The organism is Kitasatospora sp. NPDC024654 (assembly GCF_055559155.1).
In genome coordinates this window covers 82,894-103,576 of the sequence record NZ_JBVHLF010000014.1, presented here as the reverse complement: position 1 = coordinate 103,576, position 20,683 = coordinate 82,894, and the positions used below count along the sequence as shown (strand labels likewise).

General features: G+C 72.8%; 16 protein-coding genes and 1 pseudogene. 10 read left to right on the top strand and 7 right to left on the bottom strand.

Annotated features, from left to right (window positions below):
* Nucleotides 1-260 precede the first annotated feature (260 nt).
* Nucleotides 261-667, top strand: a pseudogene (locus tag ACZ38L_RS11750) (SHOCT domain-containing protein).
* Between the two features lie 111 nt (nucleotides 668-778).
* On the opposite strand, the gene ACZ38L_RS11745 reads toward ACZ38L_RS11750, so the two are convergent.
* The 4 genes from ACZ38L_RS11745 to ACZ38L_RS11730 all read right to left on the bottom strand — a co-directional run bounded on the left by ACZ38L_RS11745 (nucleotide 779) and on the right by ACZ38L_RS11730 (nucleotide 6,914).
* Nucleotides 779-1,990: a cytochrome P450 gene (locus ACZ38L_RS11745; RefSeq protein ID WP_465691713.1), complete on the bottom strand. Its 1,212-nt coding sequence runs from the start codon at nucleotides 1,988-1,990 to the stop codon at nucleotides 779-781.
* 89 nt (nucleotides 1,991-2,079) lie between these two features.
* Nucleotides 2,080-3,303, bottom strand: coding sequence for a cytochrome P450 (locus ACZ38L_RS11740; protein ID WP_465691711.1), 1,224 nt, complete (start codon nucleotides 3,301-3,303; stop codon nucleotides 2,080-2,082).
* Between the two features lie 58 nt (nucleotides 3,304-3,361).
* Entirely contained in the window at nucleotides 3,362-6,424 is a 3,063-nt protein-coding gene (locus ACZ38L_RS11735) for an amino acid adenylation domain-containing protein (RefSeq protein ID WP_465691709.1), read from the bottom strand.
* A 46-nt stretch (nucleotides 6,425-6,470) separates the two neighbouring features.
* The gene (locus ACZ38L_RS11730; RefSeq protein WP_465691707.1) at nucleotides 6,471-6,914 is read right to left on the bottom strand and encodes a pyridoxamine 5'-phosphate oxidase family protein; all 444 of its coding nucleotides are present in this window, start codon (nucleotides 6,912-6,914) and stop codon (nucleotides 6,471-6,473) included.
* Between the two features lie 546 nt (nucleotides 6,915-7,460).
* Here ACZ38L_RS11730 and ACZ38L_RS11725 point away from each other — a divergent pair.
* From ACZ38L_RS11725 to ACZ38L_RS11705, 5 genes are all read left to right on the top strand, one after another.
* Nucleotides 7,461-8,426 carry an ATP-binding cassette domain-containing protein gene (locus tag ACZ38L_RS11725; protein ID WP_465691705.1) on the top strand — a complete coding sequence of 322 codons (966 nt, stop codon included), beginning with the start codon at nucleotides 7,461-7,463 and terminating at the stop codon, nucleotides 8,424-8,426.
* 2 nt (nucleotides 8,427-8,428) lie between these two features.
* Complete coding sequence (locus tag ACZ38L_RS11720; RefSeq protein WP_465691703.1) at nucleotides 8,429-9,271, top strand: ABC transporter permease; 843 nt, start codon at nucleotides 8,429-8,431, stop codon at nucleotides 9,269-9,271.
* Between the two features lie 862 nt (nucleotides 9,272-10,133).
* The gene (locus ACZ38L_RS11715; protein ID WP_465691701.1) at nucleotides 10,134-11,213 is read left to right on the top strand and encodes a protein kinase family protein; all 1,080 of its coding nucleotides are present in this window, start codon (nucleotides 10,134-10,136) and stop codon (nucleotides 11,211-11,213) included.
* Nucleotides 11,214-11,427: 214 nt separating this feature from the next.
* The gene (locus tag ACZ38L_RS11710) at nucleotides 11,428-12,252 is read left to right on the top strand and encodes an LLM class F420-dependent oxidoreductase (RefSeq protein WP_465691699.1); all 825 of its coding nucleotides are present in this window, start codon (nucleotides 11,428-11,430) and stop codon (nucleotides 12,250-12,252) included.
* 13 nt (nucleotides 12,253-12,265) lie between these two features.
* Nucleotides 12,266-12,703, top strand: coding sequence for a TIGR03668 family PPOX class F420-dependent oxidoreductase (locus tag ACZ38L_RS11705; RefSeq protein ID WP_465691697.1), 438 nt, complete (start codon nucleotides 12,266-12,268; stop codon nucleotides 12,701-12,703).
* A gap of 48 nt (nucleotides 12,704-12,751) precedes the next feature.
* Here the strand turns inward: ACZ38L_RS11705 and ACZ38L_RS11700 are convergent, their stop codons facing one another.
* On the bottom strand, nucleotides 12,752-14,350 hold the full coding sequence (locus tag ACZ38L_RS11700; protein WP_465691695.1) for an ABC transporter permease: 1,599 nt from the start codon (nucleotides 14,348-14,350) through the stop codon (nucleotides 12,752-12,754).
* On the bottom strand, nucleotides 14,347-15,249 hold the full coding sequence (locus tag ACZ38L_RS11695; protein ID WP_465691693.1) for an ABC transporter ATP-binding protein: 903 nt from the start codon (nucleotides 15,247-15,249) through the stop codon (nucleotides 14,347-14,349). The genes ACZ38L_RS11700 and ACZ38L_RS11695 overlap by 4 nt, the downstream gene beginning before the upstream one ends.
* A 201-nt stretch (nucleotides 15,250-15,450) precedes the next feature.
* Between ACZ38L_RS11695 and ACZ38L_RS11690 the strand changes: the two genes are divergently transcribed.
* Entirely contained in the window at nucleotides 15,451-16,107 is a 657-nt protein-coding gene (locus ACZ38L_RS11690; protein ID WP_465691691.1) for a VC0807 family protein, read from the top strand.
* Here ACZ38L_RS11690 and ACZ38L_RS11685 read toward each other — a convergent pair.
* Nucleotides 16,104-17,540 (bottom strand): GntT/GntP/DsdX family permease, encoded by a 1,437-nt coding sequence (locus tag ACZ38L_RS11685; protein WP_465691689.1) that lies wholly within the window; start codon nucleotides 17,538-17,540, stop codon nucleotides 16,104-16,106. The two genes, ACZ38L_RS11690 and ACZ38L_RS11685, sit on opposite strands and share 4 nt — an antisense overlap.
* 155 nt (nucleotides 17,541-17,695) lie before the next feature.
* Here ACZ38L_RS11685 and ACZ38L_RS11680 point away from each other — a divergent pair, with 155 nt between their 5' ends.
* The 3 genes from ACZ38L_RS11680 to ACZ38L_RS11670 all read left to right on the top strand — a co-directional run bounded on the left by ACZ38L_RS11680 (nucleotide 17,696) and on the right by ACZ38L_RS11670 (nucleotide 20,534).
* Nucleotides 17,696-19,378, top strand: a complete 1,683-nt coding sequence (locus ACZ38L_RS11680) for a sensor histidine kinase (RefSeq protein WP_465691687.1) — start codon at nucleotides 17,696-17,698, stop codon at nucleotides 19,376-19,378.
* Entirely contained in the window at nucleotides 19,375-20,037 is a 663-nt protein-coding gene (locus ACZ38L_RS11675; RefSeq protein WP_465691685.1) for a response regulator, read from the top strand. The genes ACZ38L_RS11680 and ACZ38L_RS11675 overlap by 4 nt, the downstream gene beginning before the upstream one ends.
* Nucleotides 20,038-20,180: 143 nt before the next feature.
* Nucleotides 20,181-20,534 (top strand): DUF805 domain-containing protein, encoded by a 354-nt coding sequence (locus tag ACZ38L_RS11670; protein WP_465691774.1) that lies wholly within the window; start codon nucleotides 20,181-20,183, stop codon nucleotides 20,532-20,534.
* Nucleotides 20,535-20,683: the final 149 nt, after the last annotated feature.

The window sequence follows — 20,683 nt, the reverse complement described above, 5'->3', positions numbered from 1 at the left end:
AGCACCTTCTGCTCTCCGGAGTCGTAGGCGAGGACCAGGCAGCCGGGCGCCGTCCCGACCCCGGCTTCGCCGCTGGGCCGGCGCGGGCCGAGCCTCGACGGGCCGGGGAGACCGGGGAGAGAGGGGCTTTCGACGGGATCCTCTGCGGAGTCTTTGCCGGAGTTCCTGTCCCGTTCGGCCAGCGGTCGCCGGTTCGACGGGCGGCTGCCATGCCTGAATTGTCCGCTCGTGCCGGGCGAGCCGCACCCAGGAGCCGACGAATGACCAACTACCCCGTTCTGAATCTGTTCTGGACCATGCTGGAGTTCTTCCTCCTGGTCCTGTGGCTCTTCCTCCTCTTCAAGGTCATCTCCGATGTCCTCCGCAGCCACGACATGAGTGGACTGGCCAAGCAGGCTGGCTCGTGCTGGTCATCGTGCTGCCCTTCCTCGGCGTGCTGCTGTACGTGATCATCCGCGGCAGGTCCATGGGCGAACGCGACCACGAGCAGGCCCGGAAGGCGGACGCGGCCTTCAGGCAGTACATCCGCGAGGCGGCCGGGACGCCCGGCGGCGGATCGGCCTCGCACGTCGACCAACTCGCCAAACTCGCCGACCTCAAGAGCAGCGGTGCGCTGAGCAAGCAGGAGTACCAGGCGGCCAAGGACAAGCTGCTGGGCTCGGGGTGAGGCGCTCGGCTGCTCGACTGCTCGGCGACGGTGTGGGCGTGGCGCTGTCCATCGGGTCGCGGTGCCGGCGCGGCACCGGACGGGCAACGGGCGGCTGCGACAAGGAGCGGGTCACCAGCTGACGGGGAGGGTGCGCGGTGACTTGCTCGGGGACTCGTCCTCCCAGACGGGGTGGTCGTCCTCGGCCGGACGCAGGTGCGGGAGCCGGTCGAACAGTGCTTCCAGGCACACGGTCATCTGGGCCCGGGCCAGGTGGGACCCTACGCAGTTGTGCGCTCCACGGCCGAAGGCGAGGTGGGGGTTGTCCACGCGGCACAGGTCGAGCCGGTCGCCGTCGGCGAAGACACTCTCGTCGCGGTTGGCCGCGGCGAGTACGGGCAGCACGGCGTCACCGGCGTGGATCGTCCGGCCGTGCAGCTCGATGTCCTCGACGGCCTGGAGGACCACGACACCGTTCATCACCGGCACGTAGCGCAGGAGTTCCTCCACCGCGCCGGGCAGGAGGTCGCGGTGGTCGCGCAGACGGGCGTACTCGCCGGGCGAGGTCAGCAGGGTCAGCACGGCGTCGGCCAGGAACATGGTGCTCGTCCGGTAGCCGGCGACCAGCATGGAGAGTCCGAAGCTCACCGCGCTCTCGTGGTCCAGAGTGCCGTGCTCGCACTCGGAGACCAGTTTGGTGAGCATGTCGTCACCGGGCTCGCACCGCTTGCGGTCGAGCAGCGAGGTGATGTACTCGCGCAGTTGGGAGGTGACCTCGCGGCCCTCCTCCAGCGTGAGCAGGGCCCCGAGCGCGGCGTCCGCCCTGGGCAGGAAGTACTCGCTGTCCTCGTGGGGGATGCCCACCAGATCGCACATCACCGTGATCGGGAAGGGCTCGAGGAACCGGCCGACCAGGTCGCCGGGCCGGTCGCCGCCGACGAACGGATCGAGCAGCCGGTCGGCCGACTGCCGGATGCGCGGCAACCGGCTCCGGATGGACCGGACACTGAACGGCTCGCTGAGGGCCCTGCGCAGCGCGGCATGCCGGGGACCCTCGAGTTCCATCATCGTGATCAGACCCGGCTCGTCACCAGGGGCCCGGCCGGGGCGGGGCGGCCAGTCGTTGATGCTCGGCCTGATCAGCCGGGAGTCGGCGACCAGTTCCTTGACGTCGTCGTACCGGGTGGCGTACCAGGCGGTGGCGCCGATCGGCAGTCGGACCTTGGCCAGCGGGCACTCCCGGCGCAGCCGGCCGTACTCCTCGGGTGGCCCCATGGTGCCCGGCGGTGGGAGGGGCAGGTCGATGACGGGCACGTCGACGACGGGTTCCGGCGTGGTGTTCACGGGTGGGCCTCCCCTGGTCGTGTGCGACCGTCGTGTTCGACGGCTCGGTCGTCCGGGCCCGGTGGGGTGCGAGGGGCCGGTGGTCCGGTTCACCAGGTGACCGGGAGGGTCAGCGGTGACTTGGTGACGGATTGGTCGTCCCAGCTGGGCTCCTGCCCGTCGGCCAGGCGCAGCCGGGCGAAGCGGTCGAACAACGCCTCCAGGCCCACGGTCAGTTCGGCGCGTGCCAGGTGGGCGCCGACGCAGTTGTGGGTTCCCCGGCCGAAGGCGAGGTGGGGGTTGTCCGCGCGGCACAGGTCGAGCCGGGCGGCGTCGGCGAACACGCTCCCGTCGCGGTTGGCGGAGGCCAGCACGGGGATGACGGCGTCACCCCTGCGGACCGTCCGCCCGCACAGGTCGATGGTCTCGGTGGCCAACAGCAGCAAGGTGCCGTTCATCACCGGCAGGTAGCGCAGGAGTTCCTCCACCGCACCGGTCATGAGGTCGCGGTGGTCGCGCAGACGGACCCACTGGTCCGGCTGCGCCAGCAGGGTGTGCACCGAGTCGGCCAGGAAGAAGCTGCTGATGCCGAAGCCGACCGTGAGCATGGACAGCCCGAAGGCCATCACATCGGCATCGGTGATCACCCCGTCCTCGCACTGGCGGATCAGCAGGCTCAGGACGTCCTCGCCGGGCCGGCTTCGCTTCCGCGCGATCAGCCCGGCCACGTACTCGCGCAGCAGGTCGGTGACCCTGCGTGCTTCCTCCGAGGTCACCATGGTGCCGAGGGCCGCGTCCAGGACCGGCAGGAACCAGTTCCGGTCCTCGAACGGTATGCCCACCAGCTCGCAGAGCACGAACAGCGGGAAGGGGTCGGTGAATCCGGCCACCAGATCGCCGGGCCGGCCGGCTTCCTGGAACTCCTCCAGCAGCTGCTCGGCCAGCTGACGGATGCGCGGCAGCCGGTCCCGGACGGCTCGGGAGCTGAACGCCGAGGCCACGGCCCTGCGCAGCGCCAGGTGCCGGGGACCCTCCAGTTCCGCCATGGTGACCAGGCGCGGCCCGCCGTCGGCGGCCGGGCCGGGGCGGGCCGGCCAGTCGTTGATGGTCGGCCTGATCAGCCGGGAGTCCGCGATCAGTTCCCGGACGTCCGCGTACCGGGTGACGTACCAGGCGGTCGCGTCCATCGGCAGCCTGACCCTGGCCACGGGGCAGCTCGCGCGCAGCCGCGCGCACTCCTCGGGCGGCCCCATGGTGCCCGGCGGCGGGAGCGGGAAGTCCAGGGCATCCGCTTCGGGGCCGGGGCCCAGTGCGGCGGGTGGCTGTGGGGTCATGCTCGCTCCCCTTCCGGGTCGCGCGGCCGAGCGGCCGCGCGGACGGGGTCTGCGGCCGCTAGGGCCGCCCGAGGTAGCCGGTGGCGTAGAAGTACTCCAGGTAGCCGTCGAGCAGTTCCGCGTCGACGGGCGGGCAGTGCAGGCCCACGGTGGCCAGGTCGCGCTCGACGTTGGCCCGGCCCACGGTCGGGAAGGTGCCCTCGAAGTACATCTCCTTGACGGACATGTCCGCCTGCTCGCAGCGGTCCACGCACAGCGAGACGAACGGGGCCGTGGGGCTCGTGGGGTTCTTCGCGACATGGCGGACGAGTTCGTCCACCCACTCCTCGTAGGGGAGCCGGCGGATCCTGTGGCCGGCCGCGTCCATCCGGTCGAGCATGTCGCTCAGGCTCCCCGGGCACGGGTTGGTCAGGTGGTAGGTCCGGTGGGTCGTGCGATGCGCCGTGGCGATGTGCACCACCGCGTCGGCCAGGTAGTCCACCGGGACGAAGTCCAGCGGCAGCGGGATGTCGGGGGCCAGCCCCGTCTCGCTGATCGTCTTGAACAGCGAGCAGATCGCGGTGTCGGTGTTGCACGCCCCGGTGCGCCGGTCGCCGGTGATCTCGTACGGCCGGTAGACCGCCACCGGCAGCCCCTGGTCCGCGGCGCCGCGCAGCAACTCCTCGGCGACCCACTTGCTCTCGGCGTAACCCATGGTGAGCCGGTCGGCGTGATCGAGCGGCAGGTCCTCGTCGACGTGCCGGACACCGGCGGTGCCGAAGCCGGCCAGCACCGCGATGGTGGACAGGAAGTGCACGGGCACACGACGCCCTGCCGCCAGGCGTACGAGCTGCCTGGTGCCCTCCACGTTGGCACGGCGCAGCGCCTCGTAGGGGTAGAGGAAGTTGACCTGCGCGGCCGCGTGGACCACCAGGTCGAGGGTGTCGGCGAGCTCGTCGGCGCGGTCCGGTTCCATGCCGAGTCCGGGCTCGGTGAGGTCGGCGGGGAAGCACACGACGCGGTCGGCGGCCTGCGCGGTGGCGAGGCCGAAGCGGGCCAGGTTCCGCATCACCTTCTGCCGGGCGTGTGCGCGGTCACGGCTTCGCACCGGGCAGTGCACCCGGGCGCCGGTGCGGCGCAGCAGCCGGTCCAGCAGGAAGGCGCCGGCGAAGCCGGACGTGCCGGTCAGCAGCACCTCGCCGGGGTGCTGCCAGTCCGGCTCCGGCCCGCGTCGCGGCTGCAGGGTGAAGCCCAGCCGCGCCTCGGCGCGGTAGTCCACGGCGCCGGTGGCGGCGGGTGACTCGCCCCGGCGGTCCTTGACGGCGACGAGGGTGGCGACGGCGGCGCTGAAGTCCTCCAGGGTCGGGGAGCGCAGCAGGCTGTGGATCAGCGTGCGGCCGTGCCGGGCGTCGAGCTCGAAGGCGGCCAGCGTGCGGGTGACGACCTCGGCGGCCAGCAGGGAGTCGCCACCGATGTCGAAGAAGCTGTCACCGGGTGCCGGGTGCGTACCCAGCACCACCTGCCACACCCGCGCCAGGGAGCCCTGGGGTTCCGGGCCGGAGCGCTCCTCCCGCACCGGGGTGGTGACGGCTTCGGTGGCCACCAGTCCGCGCAGCCGGCGGCGGTCCACCTTGCCCGCCGCGGTCACCGGGAACTGCGCGACCTCCACCAGCCGCGCGGGCACCGCGGCCGCAGGCAGCCACTGGGCGAGGCTGCCGCGGATGCGGTCCACGGGCAGCCCCTGACCGGGGTCGGCCGGTGTCACGTACCCGACCAGGGTGCCGTCCTCCAGTTGGACGACGGCCTCGCCCACCGCGTCGTCCGCCCGCAGTCGCGCCTCGATCTCGTCCGGCTCGATGCGGTGCCCGCGCAGTTTGATCTGCCGGTCCGCCCGGGCCCGGTACTCCAGGAGGCCGTCCGCGCGCCGGACCACCCGGTCACCGGTGCGGTAGAGCCGTGTTCCGGGGTCGAAGCGGTTGTCGACGAAGCGCTCGGCGGTCAGCTCGGGGTCACCGAGGTACCCCAGGGCGAGCCCGTCCCCGCCGACCAGGAGTTCGCCCTCCTCGCCGACGTCCGCGAGCGCGCCGTCCGCGCGTACCACGTAGCAGGTGGAGTTCTCCAGGGGACGGCCGATCGGCACGGCCGTCACCTCGGGAGGGAGGTCGTGGACCAGGTGCGCGGTGGAGACCACGCTGTTCTCGGTCGGACCGTAGAAGTTGACCACCGTGGTGTCCGGGCAGGCCGCCAGTACCGCGCGGGCCAGCTGGGGGTCCATCGCCTCACCACCGGCTGAGGCGAACCGCAGGGTCCGCAGTGCCGACGGCCTGGTGCGCGCGATGTGGTGGAACACCCCGGTGGTCAGATAGGCGACGCTGACCCGCTCGGAGAGCAGCCGTGATTCCAGGGCGGCCGGTGACAGCAGCTCTTCCTGCTCGGCGATCACGACGCAGGCTCCGGCGAGCAGCGGGGACCAGATCTCGATCGTGGAGGCGTCCGAGGAGAGGCCGTAGGCGTGCAGCACCCGTTCGCCGGGCCGTGGACGCTGCCAGACCAGGTCGGAGGCGGCCAGCCGGACCACGCCGCGGTGCGGGATCGCCACGGGTTTGGGGCGGCCGGTCGAGCCCGAGGTGAACATCACGTAGGCGCAGTCCGTGGGGTCCACGCCGGCCCGTGGGACCGCGGCCGGGGCAGTGGCCGCCAGGCCGCCCAGGTCGATGCGGGTGCGCACGCGCCGGAGGCGGCAGACGCTCCCCGGCAGTGTCACCACGGTGTGGACGCCCGCGTCCTCGGTCATCGCCTGCAGTCGCCCGGGCGGTGAGGAGTCGTCGAGCGGGACGTACGCGGCACCGGTCTTGAGGACGCCCAGGAAGGCGACCAGTGCTTCCAGGGACCGGCCCCCGCAGACGCCGACCTCGTCACCGTGCCGCACTCCGGACTCGCGCATCCGGGCGGCCAGCGTGTCGGAGCGGGTCCTGAGCTCGCCGTAGCTGATGCTGCGGCCGTCCTGCACGCACGCGGTGGCCCGCGGGCGGAACTCCGCCTGGGCGTCGAACAGTTCGTGCAGGCAGCGGTCGCGCGGATACCACTCCGTCCCGGCCTTCCAGGCCGCTGCGGCCGGTTGCGTCGTCGTGTCGAGGACCATCGGAGGAATCCTGTCTGTCCTGCGCTCACCACCTGGGCCGGGCGGACTAGGGGGCGAACTCCGTGGCGAAGGCGGAGAAGTCGGCCGTCCGCCACCTCTGCGGCCGCATGCGGAGGAGGATGTCGTCGGTCAGCTGCTGGCGGTTGGCGGCCAGGTACGCCGCCGCGGTGTCCGTGTCCAGGTACCGGTGGGCCAGTGCCTCGTGCTCGGCCGGGGGCAGTGGATCCTCCACGGCCACCACCGGTCCCTCCACGCTGACGTAGCGGTACGGGGCCGACTCGTCCTGCGCGCAGAGGCTGAACCGCCCCGCGTCGCGGATGAGCCGGGCTTTCAGCGTCCTCCGCCCGGTCTGGATCGTCACCAGCCCGCCGGGCCGGTAGGAATACCAGAGCGGGACCAGCAGCGGACCACCGTCGCCGCGCGGATCGTCCACCCCGAGGATTCCCACGTGCAGGCCGGCGAGGAAGTCCTCCCGATCTTCAACCGACATCCTGAGATCCACTGGTGTCACCTCGATTCGGCGGAGAACCGCGACCGGTGTTGATCCTGGTGCGAGATGTGAGCCGACTGGGTACGCCCCGGCCGACGGGGCCGGCCGGGGCCCTTGTGGTCCTCGGGCGGTGCGGACCGGCCCTGCGGATTCCGGCGGCCGGCTCCGGGGCCGCCGGGTCGAGACGGACCCTCTTCCAACGGTCACCCAGACCCGGCCGGTTCGCATTCCGGGCGGCCGTGAGGAGCAGGGGCCCTCGGGAGGCCCGGCAGGGAGCGTCCCCGACCGGGCGGCGGAGCTCGCCGGGCCGTGGTGGCCGAGCCCTCCCGCGATCCGTGGTGGACCGTGGACCGAAGGGCCCACCGTGCCACCCACACGCGTGTGGGCGCACCATCCTGGTGGGGGGACCGCGGCGACGGCCGAGGTGAGCCTGCCGGGACGTGGGCCGGCGGGCCGTTCCCCGACGGGTGAGCAGAATGAGAGGTGCGTTGCCAACGGTGGGCCGACACCCTTGATCGGTAGCCGGCCGGGAGGAGGAAGGCGCAGATGGGGGCAGCCATCCGAGCCGAGGGCCTGGTGAAGACCTTCGGCGACATCAGGGCTCTGGACGGCGTCGACCTGGACGTGCCGGAGGGGTCGGTGCTGGGCCTGCTCGGCCCCAACGGCGCCGGCAAGACCACCGCGGTGCGGGTGCTCACCACGCTGCTGCTGCCCGACGCGGGCACTGCCGAGGTCGCGGGGGTGGACGTGCTCAGGCACCCCGGCCGGGTGCGCAGCCTGATAGGCCTGTGCGGCCAGTACGCGGCGGTCGACGAGTACCTCACCGGCCGGGAGAACCTCCGGATGGTGGGCGAGCTCTACCAGATGCGGGCCAGGGCCGCCAGGACGCGTGCCCGGGAGCTGCTGGAGTGGTTCGACCTCACCGAAGCGGCCGACCGCCCGGCCAGGACCTACTCCGGCGGCATGCGCCGCCGGCTCGACCTGGCGGCGGCGCTGGTGGCGCGGCCCCCGGTCATGTTCCTCGACGAGCCCACCACCGGCCTGGACCCGCGCAATCGGCTGGCGCTGTGGGAGCTCATCGAGACGCTGGCGGCGGAGGGCACCACCCTGCTGCTCACGACCCAGTACCTGGAGGAGGCCGACCGGCTGGCGCACGACATCGCCGTGGTCGACCATGGCCAGGTGATCGCACGCGGCTCCGCCGACGATCTCAAGGCCAGGATCGGCGGCGAGCGGGTGGAAGTGGTGGTCCACGACCGCCGGCTGATCGGCGCGGCCGTGGCGGCGCTCACCCCGTACGGTGAGGGCCGGGCCGACGTGGAGCAGCGCACCCGGCGCATCACCGTGCCGGTGAGCGGGGGCGCCGGGGTGCTCGCCGACGTCATCCGCGAGCTGGACCGGCGGGACATCCTCATCGACGACATCGGCCTGCACAGGCCCACCCTCGACGATGTCTTCCTCTTCTTCACCGGTCACGCGGCCGAGGAGACCGGCCTCGGGAAGGACGGATGACCATGGCGATCGTCACCTCCGAAGCGGCGGAACACCCGACTCCGCGGCCGCGTGGCGGAGTCGTCCAGATAGCGCGCGATTCCTGGGTGATCGCCCGGCGGAACCTGCGCCGCATGACCCGGATACCCGAGATCGTGGTCTTCGGGCTGTTGCAGCCGGTGATGTTCGTACTGCTCTTCTCGTATGTGATGGGTGGCGCGATCAAGGTACCGGGCGGCGGCTACCGGGAGTTCCTGATGGCCGGGGTCTTCGCCCAGACGGTCGCCTTCGCGGTGGAAGGGGCCTCGGCCGGCATCGCGGACGACATGACCAAGGGCCTGGTGGAGCGCTTCCGCTCGCTGCCCATGGCGCGCTCGGCGGTGCTCGCCGGGCGGACCCTGGCCGACGTGCTGCAGAGTGCCCTCGTCCTGCTGGTGCTGGCGGTGGTGGCGCTCCTGGTGGGCTGGCGGGTGCACCGGGGGGTGCCCAGGGCGCTGGGCGCCTTCCTGCTGCTGCTCCTGCTGGGCTACGCCTTCTCCTGGATCGGGGCGCTGATCGGCCTGTCGCTGCGCAGCCCGGAGGCAGCCACCTCGGCGGGCCTGATCTGGCTCTTCCCGCTCACCTTCCTCTCCAACGCCTTCGTCCCGGTGAACACCATGCCAGGCTGGTTGCAGGCGATCGCGTACTGGAACCCGTTCAGCGCCACCGTCCAGGCCTGCCGGCAACTGTTCGGCAACCCCGGGACCGACGGCGCGCACGTCTGGCCGATGCAGCATCCGGTCCTGGCATCCACGCTCTGGTCACTGCTGATCCTGGCGCTGTTCTCCTGGCTGTCGGTGCGCAAGTACCGCAACGCGGCCGGCTGACCGGCCGGGGCGAGGCCGAGCGGCTCCGCCTCCTGAGTGAGCACCAGCACCCGCCCGAGCCGGGCTCAGGACGAACGGCCACCCCGGCAGGCCTCGGCAGCGGGAAGCGGCCGGTGGCTTCGACCGGGCCCCAGGGCTCGCGTCCCGCGAAGTCGCGGTCGGCCGGCGGCATGCGCGGCCGCAGGTGTCCCGGAGGCGGATGGGCTGTCACACGGGGTCGGTAGGGTGCTCGCCATGTCCGAATCCGATGCCGCCCTCGAGTCGAACGGCGACCTCCCGCGCGTCCCGAACGCGCCGTGCTCCGGCGCGCGCGGCGTGCCGGATCCGCACGGCGCTGGTTCAGCCGAGTTCGAACCGACCTCGCCGCTGCTTGGCGGTGGACTGTCCGAGCCTGCTGGCCGGCGGCTACGTCAGCGAGGCGGAGTGGGGCGATGACCTGACCATGGGATTCGACCGGATGGACGGACTACGTCTCGGACTTCGACGTCCTCGTCGAACGGCTCTCGGCGCATTACGGCGAACCGGTCGGAGCCCTCCCCACCGCCCGAGCCCGACGAGCACCCTTCGACCGTCGTCAGCGCCACACAGGCCGCGCCGGAACGCAGCAGCGCCCGTCGGGAAGGCTTGCGGATCTCCACGAGTACCTCGGTTCTACCGGCTGCTCTGCGGCCGAATTCCGCCGGGCACAGCGACGCCCACAAGATACTGACGGGACGGTCAGGATCCGCTTCGCCGCGCGCGTCCCCACGGGGGACGAGAGGGCGGCCACGACAGCGGCTTCCGCCCGCGTGCGGACGGCGGATAGGGTCGGATCCCTGTCGCGCGGTCGCCGACGCCCCGGCCGGGGCACCGAGGAGCGTTGATGCCCGATCCAGACCCCCGGTACGGGGCGCGGCTCGCCACCCACCGGGCCGTGGCCACCCGGCTGGCCCTGCTGAGCGATCGCCGGCTCGGCGAGGCGTTGGCGGCGGCCGTCCCGCTCGGCTCGGGCATCGGCGGCCGGTCGGCGGAGCTGGAGGTCGGCGGGACCCGGGTCTTCGTCAAGCGGGTGCCGTTGACGGGCCTGGAGCTGCGGCCGGAGCACCTGCGGTCCACGGCGAACCTGTTCGGGTTGCCGCTGTTCTACCAGTACGGGGTGGGCTCGGCCGGGTTCGGGGCCTGGCGCGAGCTCGCCGCGCACACCATGACCACCGACTGGGTCCTCGGCCGGGAGTCCCCGAACTTCCCGCTGATGTACCACTGGCGGGTACTGCCCGACCAGCCGCCCGAGGGATTCGTCGACGCGTTCGGGAGCGTCGCCAGGGCCGTCGCGTACTGGGACGGCTCGCCGGCCGTGCGCGAGCGGCTGGAGGCCATCGGGGGGTCCACGGCCAGCCTGGCGCTCTTCCTGGAGCACGTGCCGCGGACGCTCGCCGACTGGCTGCACGACCAGCGAGATCCTTCGCCCTACCCTTGGGTGGCGCAGGCCCTGGAGCGCGGGAGCGCCTTCATGGCCGCGCGCGGGTTCGTCCACTTCGACGCCCACTTCCGCAACGTCCTGACCGACGGTCGGCTGCTCTACTTCGCGGACTTCGGACTCGCGCTCAGCTCCGAGTTCGAACTCTCCACAGCCGAAACGGAGTTCCTCACGCAGCATCGCGCCTACGACCGTTACCACACCGCGAGCCACCTGCTCCGCCACCACCTGCTCGACGGCCTGCGTGGCGGGGCGGAGCCCACGGCGTTCCTGCGTGCGTGGCTCGACGGCTGGCAACCCAGCGGTGTGCCGGGCGAGTTGGCGGCGATCATCGAGCGGAACGCCCGGGCCACCGTGGTCCTGGACGACTTCCGCCGCCGCCTGATCGGCGAGAGCAAGCGGACGCCGTTCCCGGCGGCCGAGCTCGAACAGGCCGCCCGCGCCACGGCGTCGCAACGAGCACGGGGCCGGTGCGGCTCTTCGTGACCCACCGGCGCCGCCCCCGTTGCGCCGGGTCATCCCGCCGGGGCAACGGCTGACGTTCAGTCAGCAAGCGCAGGCCGCGCCGTGCGGTGACCCATCGAGGTCCGCCGCGTCGGACGCCGGGGATCCGGGGTCGGTGTGAGAGCCTGGCCGCCACCGCTGTGATCGCCCTTCGTGGACGCCCTTCCGAGCGCCCGTCATCTGGAGGAGAGCCGTCGTGGAATTCGGGATCGCCACCTTCGTCACCGACCAGGGCATCGCGCCGACCGCACTCGCCCGAGCGCTGGAGGAGCGGGCGTTCGACTCGCTGTTCGTCGCCGAGCACACCCACATCCCGGTGGAGCGCCGCACGCCCTACCCCGCCGGCGGCGAACTGCCGGACGTCTACTACCGCACGCTCGACCCCTTCGTCACGCTCGCCGCGGCCGCCGTGGTGACCGAACGGCTGCTGCTCGGCACCGGCATCGCACTGGTGGCGCAGCGGGATCCGATCGTCACGGCGAAGGAGGTGGCCTCGCTCGACCTGGTCAGCGACGGTCGGGCCGTGTTCGGTGTCGGGATCGGCTGGAACCGCGAGGAGATGGCGAACCACGGCACCGACCCCACCACCCGGGGCCGGCTCGCCAACGAACGGCTGCGCGCGATCAGGACGTTGTGGACCGAGGAACAGGCCGAGTTCCACGGGGATTTCGTCGACTTCGACCCGGTCTTCTGCTGGCCGAAGCCGGTACGGCGCCCGCACCCGCCGATCTACGTGGGCGGCGGTCAGGGCGCGTTCGAGCGGGTCGCGGAGTTCGGCGACGCCTGGCTGGCCAGCGTCGTGCCACCGCGGGAACTGGGCCCGCAGATCGAGCGGTTGCGCGAAGTGGCCGGCCGCGCGGTGCCGGTGACCGTGACGACGGCGTCGCACCAGGCCGAGGTGATCGAGCAGTACACGGCACTCGACATCGAGCGGCTGCTCTTCCACCTGCCGACCCGCCCCGAGAAGAGGTCGCTGGAGCGCCTGGACGGGCTGGCCGAGGTCGCGGCCCGCTTCCGCTGAACCGGCCGATCCAGTGCCGAATCTGACTGGACATCAGGCAAGGGAGCGGTTCACCCGGGAACGGGTGGCCCGACTCGCGACGGCGGACCCGGCGGGCCACCCGCACCTGGTGCCGGTGGTCTTCGCCGTGCGCGGCGACACCGTGGTCTTCGCGGTCGACCACAAGCCGAAGCGATCGCAGCACCTCAGGCGGCTGGCCAACATCGCGGCCAACCCCGCGGTCGCCCTCCTCGCGGACCACTACGACGAGGACTGGACCCGCCTGTGGTGGTCCCGCGCCGACGGCAGCGCCCGGATCCTGCCGCCCGCCACCGAGTCGCCGACATCGGCCGCCCTGGTGTCCCCGCTCGTGGCGAAGTACCGCCGGCAGTACGGCGACCAGCCCCCCACGGGCCCGGTCGTGGCGATCACCGTCACCCGCTGGACCGGTTGGTGCGCACAGGACGGGTAGCAGCCCGTGCGACCCGGATCCGGGGTGGGTGCCGTCACGAGCGTGGCCTCAGCCCAGGTCGCGGTGGCGGAGGCCGAGCAGGCCGGCCGCGGCGAGGAGGGCGGACAGCAGGGACTGCCAGAGCAGGGGTTGGGCCTTGAAGGGGCCGCCGGGGAGGCGCGGGAGGTGGGTGAAGGGCGACAGGTCGAGCAGCCACTGGCCGAGTTGCAGGGCCGGGCCCAGCCAACCGACCAGGACGAAGAAGGCCAGCACGCCCCAGCCGAGGGTGCTCCAGCGCGGCAGCAGGCCGAGCAGGGCGGTGGCCGCGGCGGCCGTCAGCCAGACGGCGGGCAGCTGGACCAGCGCGCCGGCGACCACCTCGCGCACCGAACCGTGCGAGCCGGCTCCGTTGCCCAGCACCACGCCCTTGGCCAGGCCCGCCGCCAGGCCGCTCACCGCGAGCAGCAGGGCGCTGCCCAGCAGCGGGTAGAGCAGGTGGCCGACCGCCCAGCGCAGCCGGGAGACGGCGGTGGCGAGCACCGGCTCCGCGCGTCCGCCGGTCTCCTCGCCGCGCAGTCGCAGCACGGCGTGCACCGCGTAGCCCGCGCAGACCATGCCGATCAGCCCCATCGCGGTCGAGAGGTAGGTGTCCACGATCGTCTGCTGGCCGTCGGTGGTGCTCAGGATGCGTGCCAGCTCGGGGTTGTGCTCGATCAGTTGGAGCACGCCCTTGGAGGTGCTGCCGATCACCGTGCCGACCACCGCGAGGCCGACGCACCAGCCGTACAGGGAGCCGCGCTGCAGTCGCCAGGCGAGCGCCAGCGGGGTGCGCAGCGCGGGGAGGGCGACGGCCCGGCCGGCCCGCTGCGGGAGCAGGCCGGCGCCCAGGTCGCGGTGGGCGACCAGCAGGTACGCGCCGCAGGTCAGCGCGGCCGCACAGGTCAGCGGGACGGCCAGCACCCACCAGCGGTCGGCGGCGAACGGCGCGATCCACTCGCTCCAGCCGATCGGCGAGAGCCGGCTCAGCCACTGCGGGCCGGAGTCACCACCCGCGCGCAACACGTACGCCAGGCCGAGCAGAGTGGTGGCCCAGCCGGTCGCCGCCCGGCCGGTCTCGGTGAGCTGCGCGGTGACGGCGGCGACGGCGGCCAGCACGACGCCGCAGGCGGCGATCGCGACGCCGAACGCCAGCGAACCGGCCCAGTGCTGCCCGTAGACCAGCAGGACCGTGGTGACCAGCGGGGCGAGCAGCAGGTTGGCGCCCAGCGCGGTCAGCAGCGCCGCGGTGAGCGCGGCCCCGCGGCCGACCGCGCCGGCGCCGACCAGCTCCAGCCGGCCGTCCTCCTCCTCGGCGCGGGTGTGCCGGACCACCAGCAGGATGCTCATCAGACCGGCCAGCGCGGGTCCGAAGACGCCCATCCGCCAGGCGGTGATGCCGCCGATGGTGCTGGGGTCGTTCAGCGGGCCGTACAGCGCGCGCAGCGAGCTGTTGCTGACCAGGCTGGCGGCCAGCTGCTCGCGGGTGGCCGGGTTCGGGTAGAGCCGCTGGAAGGAATAGGCGGTGGAGGCCACCGCGGTGGTGAGGAAGGCGACCCACGCCGGCAGCATCACCCGGTCGCGGCGCAGCGCGAGCCGGAACAGGGTGACGGTCCCGGCGAGCCCGTTCACCGGGCCTCCGACGCCGGGGCGTCCTGGTAGTGGCGCAGGAACAGCTCCTCCAGGGTCGGCGGGCGACTGGCCAGACTGCGCACCCCGATCCTGGCGAGCTCGCGCAGCAGATCGGTGAGTCGGTCGGCGTCGACCTGGCAGCGCACCCGGCTGCCGCGGATCTCCAGGTGGTGCAGGCCGGGAAGCCCGGTCAGGCCGTCGGGGGGTGCGGCCAGGTCCGCCTCGACCGAGGTGCGGGTGAGGTGGCGCAGCTCGGTGAGGGTGCCGCTCTCCACCGTGCGGCCGCTGCGGATGATGCTCACCCGGTCGCAGAGCGCCTCGACCTCGGCGAGCAGGTGGCTGGAGAGCAGCACGGTCCGGCCGCGGCGGCGCTCCTGCTCGATGCACTCACGGAAGACGTCCTCCATCACCGGGTCGAGGCCCGCGGTCGGCTCGTCCATGATCAGCAGCTCGACGTCCGAGGCGAGGGCGGCGACCAGGGCGACCTTCTGCCGGTTGCCCTTGGAGTAGCTGCGGCCCTTCTTGGTGGGGTCCAGTTCGAAGACGTCCAGTAACTCGGCCCGTCGGCGCGGGTCGAGGCCGCCGCGGAGCCGGCCGAGCAGGTCGATCGCCTCGCCGCCGGAGAGGTTGCGCCAGAGCGTGACGTCGCCGGGGACGTAGGCCAGCCGGCGGTGCAGGGCGACGGCGTCCCGCCACGGGTCGCCGCCGAGCAGCCGGGCGCTGCCGGAGTCGGCGCGCAGCAGGCCGAGCAGCACCCGGATGGTGGTGGACTTGCCCGAGCCGTTGGGGCCCAGGAAGCCGTGCACCTCGCCCTGGGTGACGGTGAGGTCCAGGCCGTCCAGGGCGCGGGTCGCTCCGAAGGTCTTCACCAGGCCGGACACCGTGATCACACTCGTCATGAGGCCGAAGCTACACGCTTTCGCCAGTCGGCGAGCGGTGCTGGAAACGAGCAACAGGCGTATGAATATTAGGATTTGATGCTGAGCCGCCAGGTGGGGACGCTCTCCAGCCACGGGTGGAGAGCGCACCGCCGGAATCTCCGCCCGACGCTCCGTCCCCGGGTGGATCCCGCCGGAGCGGCGGATTCGTAGCGTCGTGGCATGACCTCTCACCAGAACGTCCAAGCGGTTCCGGCGAAGGTGGACCCGACCGCCACCACCGACGCCGGACGGGCAGCGCGAGCCAGGAGGATCGGCCTCGCCTGCGACATCGGACTGTCGCCCGCCACCTTCTACGGGAGCCAGGCCGTCGGCTGCCCGGTGACCACCTCGCTGCTGGCCGCCACCGCCGTGGCCGTCGTCCGGCTGCTCTGGACCGTGACCCGCAGCCGGCGACTGGACGCGGTGGCCGGGCTGATGCTCGCCACGTACGCGCTGGGGCTGACCATCGCGCTGCTGGCGCACGACGAGCGGCTGCTGCTGGTCCGCGACCCGGCCACCAGCGCGCTGGCCGGCCTGGTGTTCCTGGCCAGCTGTGCCACCCGCACCCCGGCCCTCGCCTACCTGGCCCGGCGGCTGCCGTCCGGCCCGGTCCCGGACACTCCGGCGGTGCGCCGCGCGCGGCGGCAGCTGACCGCCGTCTGGGGGGTCGCCCTGCTGGCCGAGGCCGCCGTGCGGCTGGTGCTGGTGTTCACCCTGCCGATCTCGGCGGTGAGCGGGCTGTCGACCGCCGTCGAGGCCACCGTGGTCGGTGCGCTGGTGCTGTGGACGCGGGGTCACCGGCAGCGGATGCGGGCCGCGGCGCGGACCGCCGGTTAACCGACCAGCACCGCGTTGATCGCCAGCACCCCCGCGAGCGAGGTCAACGAGAGCAGGGTGTGCGCCACCGTCCAGGTCCGCAGGGTGCCGCCGACGGAGAGCCCGAAGTACTCCTTGAACATCCAGAACGCGGCGTCGTTGACATGGCCGAGGAACGCCGCACCGGAACCCAGGGCGAGCGCCAGCAGGGCCGCCTGGGTGGAACCCAGGCCGTGCGCCAGCGGGCCGACGATGCCGGCCGCCGCGACGGTGGCCACCGTGCCGGAGCCGGTCGCCGTCCGCATCAGCGCCGCGACCAGCCAGGCGAGCAGCAGCAGCGGGATGTGCAGGTGGCCCGCGGCCCGGCCGATCGCGGAGTTGACGCCCGAGTCGGTCAGCGCCTGCGAGTAGCCGCCGCCGGCGCCGACGATCACCAGCACCCCGGCGATCGGCGGGAACGAGCGGGAGAGCGACTCCCGCACCCGCTCGCGCGAGAAGCCCAGGCCGTAGCCGAAGGTGCCCAGCGCGACCAGCACCGCCACCAGCAGCGCGACCACCGGCGTGCCGAGGAACTCCAGGACGGTGTAGGGCGCGCCGTGCAGCCAGTCGAAGGTGTCGCAGCCGGCCTTGAGCATCATCAGGACGATCGGCAGCAGCACGGTGGCGAGCGTCACCGAGAAGCGGGGCAGCCGGCGCGGGGCCTCGTCACCCGCCGTGGTCGACGTGGTGAAGGCGGCCAGTGCGGACTCCGGGATGGTGGCCGCGACCCGCGGCCAGGCGTACGCGGTGAAGAGCGGCCCGACCACGATGGCGCACGGCACGGCCACGATCAGCCCGTAGACCAGGGTGAGGCCGATCTGGGCGTGCACCGCGGTGATCGCCACCAGCACGCCGGGGTGCGGCGGTACCAGCGCGTGCACGGTGGCCAGCCCGGCCATCGCCGGGATGCCGACCCGCAGCACCGGGTAGTCGGCCCGCCTGGCGATCTGCAGCACCAGCGGGACCAGCAGCACGAAGCCGACCTCGAAGAACATCGACAGCCCGACCAGACAGGCGACCAGGGTCACCGCCCACGGCAGCCGCCTGGGTCCGACGGCCCTGGTGAGCGTGACCACGATCTGGTCGATGCCCCCGGAATCCGCCATCAGCCGGCCCAGCACCGCGCCGAGAATGATCAGTATGCCGACTTTTCCGGTGATGTTCCCGAGTCCGGTGGCAAAGGAATCCGCGACCTTTCCGACGGCCTCTCCAGAGAGCAGCGAAACGGCGAAGGAACCGATCATGAGGGCCAGGAAGGCGTGCACCCTCAGCCAGCTGATCAGTACCACGACCAGCGCGATCGATATCCCGACCACGGCCAGCAGCCAGGTGTCGTGGCCGGTCCAGGCCGCCGCGGCGGCCCTGCTCGCGGCCTGCGCCACCAGTGTTGACGATGATGCCGACGCTGCCATCATGCGTATTCCTTTTCTCCGTGCCGTTTACTGCTGCCGGGCACCGTATGTGTCCGCCACGGCCCGTCGCCAGAGCGCCGGCAATTGCGTTGATTGCGGTCATCGGAAATCTTTCCGCTCGTTCTGTGCGTTCTGTGCACGGCGGTACCCTGGGCGGCATGTTCCGCCGCCGTCCCCGCCTCGCCACCCAGGCCCTGCTCGCCCAGGTCGCGGTGCTCTGCGTGGTGCTGGGCGGCGGCTTCGCGCTCACCGCCGACCTGCTGCGGACCTCGTCCGAGCGGAGCTACGAGCAGCGGGCGCTCGCGGTGGCGCGGTCCACCGCGGAGAACCCGGTGGTGGTGGACCGGATCGCGGCCGGCGCCGACCCGCGGGGCGAGGTGCAGCAGGCGGCGGAGGCCGTGATGCGGCGCACCGGGATGCTCTTCGTGGTGGTCACCGACAGCCACGGGATCCGCTACTCGCACCCCGACCCGGCGCTGCTGGGCAAGGAGGTCAGCACCGCACCGTCCGCGCTGGACGGCCAGGAGTCGGTGTCCATCCAACGCGGCACGCTGGGCGACTCGGCGCGGGCCAAGGTGCCGCTGCGCGGCCCGGACGGGCGGGTGATCGGTGAGGTCAGCACGGGCGTGCGGCTGAGCACCGCGCTGCGGGCCGCCGGACCGCTGATCCGCCAGGAGGGCGCCTTCGCGGGCGCGGCGCTGCTGGTCGGGGCCGGGGCGGCGGCGTTGCTCACCCGGCGGCTGAAGCGGCAGACGCTCGGCCTGGAGCCGGTCGAGCTGGCCGATCTGCTGCGCGAGCAGCAGGCCGTGCTGCACGGGGTGGGCGACGGTGTGCTGGCGGTGGACCCGGACGATCGGGTGACGGTCTGCAACGAGGAGGCGGCCCGACTGCTCGGCGGCCCGCTGCCACCGGGCACCCGGCTGGCCGACGCGAGCCTGCCACCCACCCTGGCGCGCGTGCTGACCAACCGTCAGGAGCTTTGGCAGAGCGTACTGTTGGTCGGAAATCGGGTCCTGGTGGTGACCGCGCAGCCGGTGCGGCGCGGCGAGCGGCACCTCGGTCACGTGCTCACCCTGCGGGACCGCACCGAGCTGGACGAGCTGGCGCGCGAGCGCTCGGCGCTCCGAGCGCTGTCGGACGCGCTGCGCGCCCAGGCACACGAGTACACCAACCGGCTGCACACCCTCGCCGGACTGCTGGACACCGGCGCCACCGCCGAAGCCCGTTCGTACCTGAGGGAGTTGGCCGCCGCACCGCTGGCCACCGAGGGCCGGGACGGTGGCCGGCTCGCCGATCCCTACCTGCGCGGGCTGCTGGCGGCGAAGGCCGCGACCGCCTCGGAGCACGGCGTGGCGCTGCGGCTGGACGAGGACTCCCACCTGCCACGCCGGCTGACCGATCCGCTGGACGTGGTGAGCGTGCTGGGCAACCTGCTGGACAACGCGGTCAAGGCCGCCGAGATCGGCCAACGGCGGCCCGCCTGGGTGGAGTTGAGCGTGCTGGCCGAGGGCGACACGCTGCACGTGGCGGTGCTCGACAGCGGGGACGGGGTGGCCGGGCAGGACGCCGAGCGGCTGTTCCGCAGCGGCTTCACCACCCGGGCCGCCGAGGAGCGGGACGGCCACGGCATCGGCCTCGCCCTGGCCCGCCAGCTGGTCGGCAAGCACGATGGGGAGCTGCGGCTGGAGCGCACCGGCGGGGACGGGCACGGCGCGGTCTTCGTGGCCCGGATCCCCGGCGTGCTGGAGCGGCCGGCCGCCGACGGTCCCCTTGACGCCGACGATCCGGCCGGGGCCGGTGCCCCGGCCGGGTCCGGCGAAATCCTGGGAGGAGAGCGGTGATCCGGGTCCTGGTGGTGGACGACGACTACCGCGTCGCCGAGTTGCACGCGCGCTACGTGGCCGCGGTGGACGGCTTCGAGGTGGTGGGCACCGCACGATCGGCCGCCCAGGCGCTGGAGTTGGACCGCGCGCTCCGGCCCGACCTGGTGCTGCTCGACCAGTACCTGCCGGACCGGCTGGGCAGTGAGCTGCTGCCCCGACTGACCGGTGACGTGCTGATGGTGACGGCCGCCGCGGACGCCGCACAGGTGCGCGCGGCGCTCGGCGGCGGCGCGGTCGGCTACCTGATCAAGCCCTTCGACGCGGCCGCGCTGACCGACCGGCTGGCCGGCTACGCACGGTTCCGCGCCCAGCTCGCGGCCGACCGCACCCTGGACCAGGAGCAGGTGGACCGCGCGCTGCGCGCCCTGCACGGCACGGACCGCGGCGGCCGACCGCGGCGCCCGCGCGCCACGCCGACCGGGGAGCTGGTCGCGGACGCCGTCCGTGGCGCGGCCGGCACCGTCACCGCGAGCGAACTCGCCGCCCGGCTCGGCGTCTCCCGGCCCACCGCCCAGCGCTATCTGGCGGACCTGGCGGCCGACGGCACGGTCCGGGTGGAGCTGCGCTACGGCGCGGCCGGCCGGCCCGAGCACCTCTACTCCTGGAACGGCGGGTAGCGGGCCGCCCGGATCCGCACAAACCACTCGAAGCCGCCCACCCGACAATCACAGTCACGCATCAGGTCAACATCACTGGCTTGACCTGCCGTTGACCGGGTCATACGTTCACTGGGCTCGACAACGGACAAATGGGGGCAGCAGTGAACTGGTATCTGGCGGTCCTGCGGAACTACGTGGGATTCCGCGGCCGGGCGCGCCGCAAGGAATACTGGATGTTCTTCCTCTTCAACCTCGTCATCGACGCCGTGCTGGCGATCCTCGGCAACCTGCTGAACATCGGCTTCGCCCTGGAGGGCGTCTACGCCCTGCTGGTCCTGCTCCCCTCGCTCGCCGTGCTGATCCGCCGGCTGCACGACGTCGGCCGCACCGGGTGGTGGGTCCTGATCGGCGTGATCCCGCTGGTCGGCTTCATCACGCTGCTGGTCTTCTCGGTCGGCGAGAGCCAGCCGGGCGGCAACAAGTACGGCCCGAACCCGCTGCCCGCGCGGGTCTGACTCCACCCCTCCTCACCGCGGCCGCGGGGGGGGGGCGGGGGGGGGGCGGGGGGCCCCGCTAACCCTGGGGCGTTTTCTCCACCCCCCGAAAGGGGGGGGGGGAACGTTGGTTCTCCCATCGCCGCCCCCCACCCCCAAATAGGTGGGGT